This window comes from Amycolatopsis sp. H20-H5, assembly GCF_035828755.1.
Classification (GTDB): domain Bacteria; phylum Actinomycetota; class Actinomycetes; order Mycobacteriales; family Pseudonocardiaceae; genus Amycolatopsis.
This window is the reverse complement of sequence record NZ_JAYMZS010000217.1, coordinates 1-7135: the sequence shown is the minus strand read 5'-3', so window position 1 is coordinate 7135 and position 7135 is coordinate 1. Positions and strand designations below refer to the sequence as shown.

Genomic DNA, 7135 nt, shown 5'->3' with positions numbered 1-7135 from the left:
GCAAACCTCATATTTCCAGACAGGAGGTCATCCCCATATTGCGCCCTGTGCCCGTCGCACCCAGCCGCAGACGATCACGCGCTGCTACATCGACGTCACGCTAGATGATCTTGCCTTTGCCGTGCCCCGGCGGGGCGTTACTCCCGCGACTACTATTCGCACTCCGTCACCGTGGGGCTCGCGCCCTGTAGGTGATCCCGTGGTACGTCTTCGTTGTACGTATCGAGCGCGACGTAGGCCGCCCACTCATCCCCTTGACCGTCCTCGTTGGACGGCACCGCGTGTCACGAAAGTTGCCCGGTCTCACGGTTCATGCCCGGACATGACACGCCGCCGGTTTCGAGCGTCATTCCGACGGATGCTCACTTTCATCGTTGAGGATTAGGCTTCAGGCAATCCAGCTTTGGCCATATCGCACGGGCCTTGCGACACCCCGCCCTGGACGCCTCCAGACGGTCACCGCTTCCCTGACATGCTATGTTCCCGTCCAGGTAAGTCAGGCGACCCAAGAACCTCCCTCCGAGTTCCTCCCGACTGCGTCGGGGATACGACGAAGCGCCTCACGGCGCACTCCGTACGTGACAGTCTCCCGTCATACGGCTCTTGTCATCCTGTTCTCCAGGCGGTGTGGACCCATGCCCAGTGGGCAAAGAGCCTGGGGTACTGGCGGGTGATGCGTTGCCAGCACAGCAGGGCCTTTTTGAGGGGCCGCAACCGCTTGTATTTCTTGCGGATCCAGCGCACCAGGTAGGTGCTGATGCGTGCCAGGAAGGGACACAGCGTGGAGCGGTAGAACCCCCCGTAGTACTGCATCCAGCCTCGAACGATCGGATTGATCTTCTTGGCCAGTTCGACGAAGCTATGCCTGGTCCTGCATGCAGCCGCCATCGGCGGACTTCACCGCTGATCTTGTTCAGGGCGTTCTTGCTAGTCGCGGGCAGGAAGCAGGCGGCGTGACGCGGCGCGATCAGGGCATCGCCGCCTACTCCGCGATCTCCGTGGTGTCCGAGAACGAGGTGCCTGCCGCGATGGCCAGTGCGTTGGGCCGGTCTTCGCCGAAGCCTTTCTCTCCCCCGGAGGCCCGGCGTGGTCGAGTCCCGCGCTCACATCGCGAGACCGCAGCCTCGTCGTCATCACCGCCCTCGTCACGCAGGGCTTGACCGGCATTCGCCTGGACACGCATCTGCGGCTGGCGCGCCGCAACGGCTCGACCACGACGCGCTGACCGCCATGATGACGCTGCTGGCCAACCACCTCGGCTACCCGCGTGCTTCACTTGCTATGGAGTCCGTCGCACGGGCGGCGGACGCCGGCCCGCACGACGACCCGCCCCAACGCTGACAACCCTTTTTCGGAGGAGGCGCCGGTGTCGACGAAGACACTCACCCCCGAGCAGATCGGTCATCTGCGGCATTTCGACAACCTGTCTCGGCGGTTGCCCAACGACTGGTCCCTGATGCAGGGCAAAGGAAGCGGCCAGGAGGATTTCGGCGGCTATCGCTTTCAGTTGGCCTACGCGGCCTATGCGCTGGCGCTGGCGCACCGGCATCGGCTGCCGGCCGCGCCGGGCCTGTTCCAGCCGGCGATCCAGCGCCTGATCGACAAGATCCTGCTGCCCGAAGTGTGGTCGTACTGGCGCGATGTCAGCCGCGGTGGCTCGGTTTTCAACGCGCACCTGGCCGGCTCGCTGAGTGAGCAGTGGGATCCAGTGGTGCGGGACAACATCATGTACAGCGCCTACGTCCAGTCGATGGCCCTGCTGCACGACTACCTCTTCGACAGCGACCGCTACGCCGCCGAAGGCTCGTTGACCCTCCACCACTGGTCGTTCTTCTGGGGTGGTGGGGAGAAACGGTTCAGCTATGACCGGGAATCACTCAACGAGCACATCTACTGGCAGATGGTGCGCAGCGGTTACCTCGGTGTGGCCTGCGAACCCAACTGCATCTTCCAGATCTGCAACCAGCCGGCGATTCTCGGCTTTCGGCTGCACGACTTCCTCACCGGTGGACACCGCGCCGAGGAAGTCGTTGCCGGCTATGAGCGCGCGTGGGCCGAGTTCGGCCGCCTCGACGAGGCCGGGCATTACAACATGATGCTGCTCGAAGACTCGAAAAGAGTGCAGCCCAACGCGCTGCGCGTGCCCTGGGTGGACGCCTGGTGCGGTGCGCTGATGAACATGTGGAACGGCGAGTTCGTACGAACCAACTACCCACGCCAGGTCAAGGAGTTCCTCCGCACTGGACCGGACGGAACGCTGTCCGTGGCACCGGCCCCGGCACGGGAGGTCATGGGACAACGGGTGGTCGTGGATGTCGTCGACTACGGCTGGGTCGCGGCCTGGGCCTCGGAAATGGGAGACGAGGACACCGTGCGAGGACTACTCGAGCACGCGGACCGGTTCATGAATCCGGCCTGGCGTGACGGTGGCCTGTACTATCCGCGCAACGACACTCTGACCGACGAACGCGGAAACCGCGTCGAGATCGAGCCGATGAGCGGCAACGTGCTACTGGGCTACGCACGACTCAACGTGCAGACGGCCTGCAGGGACTGTACGACCGGCCGTGGTCGCCGGTCCGTTTCGATGAGCCTGCGCTGACCGCTGTCGATCGGAATGTCGAGGTCAGCCGAGCCGAGGTTGTCGACGGAGTACTGCAGACGCGGCTCCGGCGGGTGCCGGACCTACCTGGCGACGGCACCGTCACGATCTCCCGGGTCGCTGGCCGGGGACGGTGGACGGTCAGCGCCGACGGGCAGCCGATCGCTCGTATCGACGGCGCCGAGGCTGTGCCGGAGCCGGCCGCGCCGACGGAAGCTCTCCGGGTGCGCGGCGACGACGTGGTGCTGCGGTGCCACGATGACGCCCGGCTGATCACGTTCAGGCAGGACCGATGAGCGCACCGACGACCCCGGCGTACTCCCTCGTCGACCACCACGGCCGTCCGGTGACCGAACGCAGCTACCGAGGCCGCTGGCAGCTGGTGTTTTTCGGGTTCACCCACTGCGGAGCGGTCTGCCCGAGGGCGCTGCGGCGGCTGTCCGCGACCCTCGACGACCTCGCCGAACCGACCGGAACGATCAGCCCGCTGTACATCACCGTCGACCCCGACCGTGACACTCCCACCGTGATGAGGGAGTTCCTGCGTGAATATCCGCATTTCACCGGGTTGACGGGATCGGCGGAGGCCATCGAGGCGGTCAAGGCGGCGTTCCGAGTGTTCGCGCGACGCGAGGACGATTCCGCCGCTCCGGACGGATATTCCGTGCCGCACACAGCGATCACCTACCTGGTCTCCCCCGCGGGGGAGTACAAAGCGCACTTTTCCGACGCGATGCCCCAGAAGGAGCTGGTGGCCCGGCTGCGCGCCCATCTCGATCGGTGACCGCGACGTCGGTAATCGACTGGGACTACCGCCCCTGCGGTCGGAATCGATGGTCGGGGTATGACCTCTAGATCGGATACTTTGGCGTTACCCCAACCACCTGCTGCCGGCCTGACTCCGTCACCGGCCAAACCGACACCGCGACGCAGATCGACCGCTGTTGCGCCTGACGGTCGTCATTCTGGTGGCCCTTACCCGGACCCGCCACGCCCTGACCACGTCATCCGTTCGACCAGTCGGGGACACGCCCTAGTAGCGTGTCGCCGCTAAGTCTGGATGTATTTGGTGTAGGAGTTCTTGGCAGTGCACGATTTCTGCTGAGAGGATGTCCTCACGATGCCTCGTCCGAAGGTGTTCACGATCGGTTTGTCGGCTGTCGATCGTGAGTTCTTGGCCAAGCTGACCACGTCCGGCGCTCACCCGGCGCGGATGATCATACGGGCTCGGGTGCCGTGCGGTGTCGACGTGTACAGGTGGTGCGGGTGCACCGGAAACAGGCGCGGCACGTTCACCCACACCGGCCGTGGCGGGTCGATCCGCCGCCAGCCTCGCAGACCCGAGGGCATCGAACTCATGTTCGGCATACTGACTTCCGTGCTCGTGTTCCACAACACTGGGCGGACTGGCTGTCTGACGCCCGACGAACGTCCCAAACCGACCTCCTAGCCACTGGGCGCAGGGCGGATACAAAGTCAGCTCGTCATCCTCCAGTGCTGGTCAGGAGGGCCTTGGCCACGTCATCCGGGTGGGTCAGCATCGCTTCGTGAGTACCGGGCACCATGATCGGTTCCAGTCCGAGGCGGCCGGCCAGTTCGATGCCGGAGGCGGCAAGGGCGATGTCCCGCTCGGCAAGCAGGTAGGCCATCGGTACGCCCAGTGTGTCCAGGCCATCGACATCCAACGAGTCGAGCACGTAACCACCCGGCTGGGGGGTCAGCTGATCGAACACGAGTTTCTGCAGCTCCACCGGCTCGTCCTGCATGAGGCGGGTACTGAAGGTCTCGAAGTCGATGTCGATGGTGTCGTCCGGCGACGCGTGCACCATGGACTGCATCCATGCGGCCGTGTCCGGCCCCAGAGCCGCGGCCATGGACTCGCCACGGCGGGGGATGAACGCACTCAGGAAGGCGACGTGCGCTAAGCGGCCCAAGATCCGGGGCGCAGCACCACTGATCGGGATGCCGGCGAAGCTATGGCCGACCAGCACAACATCGTGGAGATCACGCCGTTCCACCTCGCCCACGATGTGGTCGACCGCGTCGGTCAGGCGCAGCCCGGAGGGATCGTCGCCCATCGCCAAACCTGGAAGCGTCAGGGCGTATACGGCGTGACCGGCGGCGCGCACCCGTTGTCCCACGGGATGCCAGCACCATCCGCCGTGGTTGACGCCCGGAACGAAGACAAAATTCATGACGAAATTATGTCATAAGGGATTGCTGAGCGGCCACCGCCGCCACTGTGCGGGGGTTCCCGTTCTCGTCGCTCGACGGCGCGAGAGGAGGTCGGGATGATGGAATTGGAGTCGGTTGTGGTTTGCCTGTCAGCCTAGGGCGTGTCTCCCGATTTGTTGGTTCCTGTTCGGGTGTGGATGACGGCGCAGGCGAGGAGGACACCGCCGAGGTAGGTGAGCGCGTATTTGTCGTAGCGGGTTGCGATGCCGCGCCATTGTTTGAGTCGGTTGAAGCCGCGTTCGACGGTGTTGCGCAGGCCGTAAAGCGCGGGGTCGAACGCGGGTGGCCGGCCGCCGGCCGATCCTGTGGCCTTCCGTCGGGCGATCTGGTCTGTGCGCTCGGGGATGGTGTGCTTGATCTTCTTGGCCCGCAAGGTGGTTCGCGTGCTCGGATGCGAGTACGCCTTGTCGCCGAGCAGCCGGAAGTCGCGGCCGGGCTCGCCCACGGCCCGACGCCTCTCGGCGTAGTCGTCGAGCAACGGCACCAGCTGGGGGTTGTCACCGGCTTGGCCTGCGGTCAACCGGATCCCGACCGGGGCCTCCCGCTGGTCGGTCAGAGCGTGGATCTTCGTGGTCAGCCCGCCCCGTGAACGGCCGATCGCGTGGTCGAACGGCTCATCGGCGGCTTTCTTGTAACTCGCCAGAGCCCCCTGTGGCCAGCGTGTCGGACCGTGCGCCCGCGGAATGCTGATGCGCCCGCGCGCTCGTCGAATCCACCGACAACAGCTTCTCGACGTTCTCGGCCATGTCGGTGTCGACCCCGAACACGGCGGCGACCTGGGCGAACATGTCGTCATAGGTGCCGTCCAAGGACCACCGGTGATGCCGTTTCCACACCGTCTGCCACGGCCCGAAATCGGTGGGCAGGTTCCGCCACGGACAACCCGTGCGGAACCGCCACGCGATCCCCTCCAGCATCAACCGATGATCACTGAACCTGTTGCCCCGCTTACCCTCATCCGAGGGCATCACCAATTCGACAACCGCCCAGAACTCATCAGAAATCACACCCACCCGCGTCACCAACCGATCCTCGCTGATCAGGACGCAGATATTTGGGAGACACGCTGGGACTGTACAAATAAGGGTGTAACTCCTGAGGAGTAGGAGACGCCAGTGACTGAAGTGACGCAGGGTGTGTCGGGCGAGATGACCGGTGCTGTGGACGAGCAGCTGGTTCGGGAGCTGACTGCGCGGGCCCGGTCGGAGGGTCTGCAGCTGACCGGTGAGGGTGGGCTGCTGCAGCGGCTGACCAAGGTGGTGGTGGAGTCCGCGCTCGAAGGTGAGATGGACGACCATCTCGGGTACGGCAAGCATGAGCCAGCTGGGCGTAACGGTGGGAACTCCCGCAACGGGAAGCGGTCCAAGACGTTGCTGACCGAGGCCGGGCCGGTGGAGATCGGCGTGCCGCGGGATCGGGAGTCCTCCTTCGAGCCGAAGATCGTGGCGAAGCGGCAACGACGTTTGACCGGTGTGGACGACTTGGTGATTTCGTTGTCCGCCAAGGGTGTGACGCACGGCGAGATCTCTGCGCACCTGGCCGAGATCTACGGCGCGGAGGTGTCGAAGCAGACCATCTCCACGATCACCGACCGGGTGATGGACGGCATGGGCGAGTGGCAGAGCCGGCCGCTGGACCCGATCTGTCCGGTGATCTTCATTGACTGTATCAACGTCAAGATCCGGGACGGGAACGTCGCGAACCGGCCGATCTACGTCGCCCTGGCCGTCACCGTCGAGGGCACGCGGGACATCCTCGGGCTCTGGGCCGGCGAACACGGCTACGGGGAGGGCGCGAAGTACTGGTTGCGGGTGCTGACCGAGAGATCAGGAACCGGGGCACCACCGACTGCTGCATTGTGGTGTGTGACGGGCTGAAGGGCCTCCCTGATGCGGTGGCCCAGGTGTGGCCGCAGACGATCGTGCAAACGTGCATCGTTCATTACCCCGACATCGCGGTTATGCCGAGGTTTCGTCGGAAATCGTTGCCTGTGGTGGGGATCGTGCTGGAGATGTCGGCATAATCAAAGACTTTCGAGGAACGTGAGGAGCTCGTCAGGTGGCGTGTAGCGGCCTGGTGCGCTGGTCCGGGCTGCGGTTCTGTCCAGCGCGCGTTGTTTGAGTTCAAGGTCCGCTTGCAGATAAATCTGTGTGGTGGCTGTGTTTTCGTGGCCGAGCCAGAGTGCGATGACGGTGATGTCGACGCCGGAGTGGAGCAGTCGCATCGCGGTGGTATGGCGCAAAACGTGTGGTGTCACGTTTTTTCCAGCTAGTGACGGGCAGGTCACGGCTGCTGTCG

The 7135-nt window shown here is 64.7% G+C and carries 7 protein-coding genes and 3 pseudogenes; 5 read left to right on the top strand and 5 right to left on the bottom strand.

Annotated features, from left to right (window positions below; translation table 11 throughout):
- Positions 1-606: 606 nt before the first annotated feature.
- Positions 607-888 carry a group II intron maturase-specific domain-containing protein gene (locus QMK34_RS46390; RefSeq protein ID WP_326421366.1) on the bottom strand — a complete coding sequence of 94 codons (282 nt, stop codon included), beginning with the start codon at positions 886-888 and terminating at the stop codon, positions 607-609.
- A 175-nt stretch (positions 889-1063) separates the two neighbouring features.
- On the opposite strand from QMK34_RS46390, the pseudogene QMK34_RS48190 reads away from it, so the two are divergent.
- The 4 genes and pseudogenes from QMK34_RS48190 to QMK34_RS46375 form a co-directional block, all read left to right on the top strand.
- Positions 1064-1225: pseudogene (locus tag QMK34_RS48190) on the top strand (carboxymuconolactone decarboxylase family protein); the annotation flags it as partial.
- A gap of 141 nt (positions 1226-1366) precedes the next feature.
- A complete protein-coding gene (locus QMK34_RS46385; RefSeq protein WP_326421365.1) occupies positions 1367-2602 on the top strand; it encodes a linalool dehydratase/isomerase domain-containing protein in 1236 nt (411 codons plus the stop codon).
- A gap of 74 nt (positions 2603-2676) precedes the next feature.
- A complete protein-coding gene (locus QMK34_RS46380) occupies positions 2677-2898 on the top strand; it encodes a hypothetical protein (RefSeq protein ID WP_326421364.1) in 222 nt (73 codons plus the stop codon).
- Positions 2895-3386, top strand: coding sequence for an SCO family protein (locus QMK34_RS46375; protein ID WP_326421362.1), 492 nt, complete (start codon positions 2895-2897; stop codon positions 3384-3386). The genes QMK34_RS46380 and QMK34_RS46375 overlap by 4 nt, the downstream gene beginning before the upstream one ends.
- A gap of 416 nt (positions 3387-3802) precedes the next feature.
- On the opposite strand, the gene QMK34_RS46370 is transcribed toward QMK34_RS46375, so the two are convergent.
- From QMK34_RS46370 to QMK34_RS46360, 3 genes and pseudogenes are all read right to left on the bottom strand, one after another.
- The gene (locus tag QMK34_RS46370) at positions 3803-3961 is read right to left on the bottom strand and encodes a hypothetical protein (RefSeq protein WP_326421360.1); all 159 of its coding nucleotides are present in this window, start codon (positions 3959-3961) and stop codon (positions 3803-3805) included.
- Positions 3962-4086: 125 nt separating this feature from the next.
- Positions 4087-4797 (bottom strand): alpha/beta hydrolase, encoded by a 711-nt coding sequence (locus QMK34_RS46365; RefSeq protein ID WP_326421358.1) that lies wholly within the window; start codon positions 4795-4797, stop codon positions 4087-4089.
- Between the two features lie 134 nt (positions 4798-4931).
- A pseudogene (locus tag QMK34_RS46360) lies at positions 4932-5859 on the bottom strand (IS5 family transposase).
- 126 nt (positions 5860-5985) lie between these two features.
- On the opposite strand from QMK34_RS46360, the pseudogene QMK34_RS46355 reads away from it, so the two are divergent.
- Positions 5986-6779: pseudogene (locus tag QMK34_RS46355) on the top strand (IS256 family transposase); the annotation flags it as partial.
- 81 nt (positions 6780-6860) lie between these two features.
- Here QMK34_RS46355 and QMK34_RS46350 read toward each other — a convergent pair.
- Positions 6861-7135, bottom strand: a 275-nt coding sequence (locus QMK34_RS46350; RefSeq protein WP_326421357.1) for a tyrosine-type recombinase/integrase, incomplete at its 5' end; no start/stop codon positions are given.

Excerpts from the sequence above, each read along its gene's own strand:
- QMK34_RS46390 (WP_326421366.1), bottom strand. The coding sequence starts at position 888 with ATGGCGGCTGCATGCAGGACCAGGCATAGCTTCGTCGAACTGGCCAAG.
- QMK34_RS46370 (WP_326421360.1), bottom strand. The coding sequence starts at position 3,961 with ATGAGTTCGATGCCCTCGGGTCTGCGAGGCTGGCGGCGGATCGACCCG.
- QMK34_RS46375 (WP_326421362.1), top strand. The coding sequence starts at position 2,895 with ATGAGCGCACCGACGACCCCGGCGTACTCCCTCGTCGACCACCACGGC.
- QMK34_RS46365 (WP_326421358.1), bottom strand. The coding sequence starts at position 4,797 with ATGAATTTTGTCTTCGTTCCGGGCGTCAACCACGGCGGATGGTGCTGG.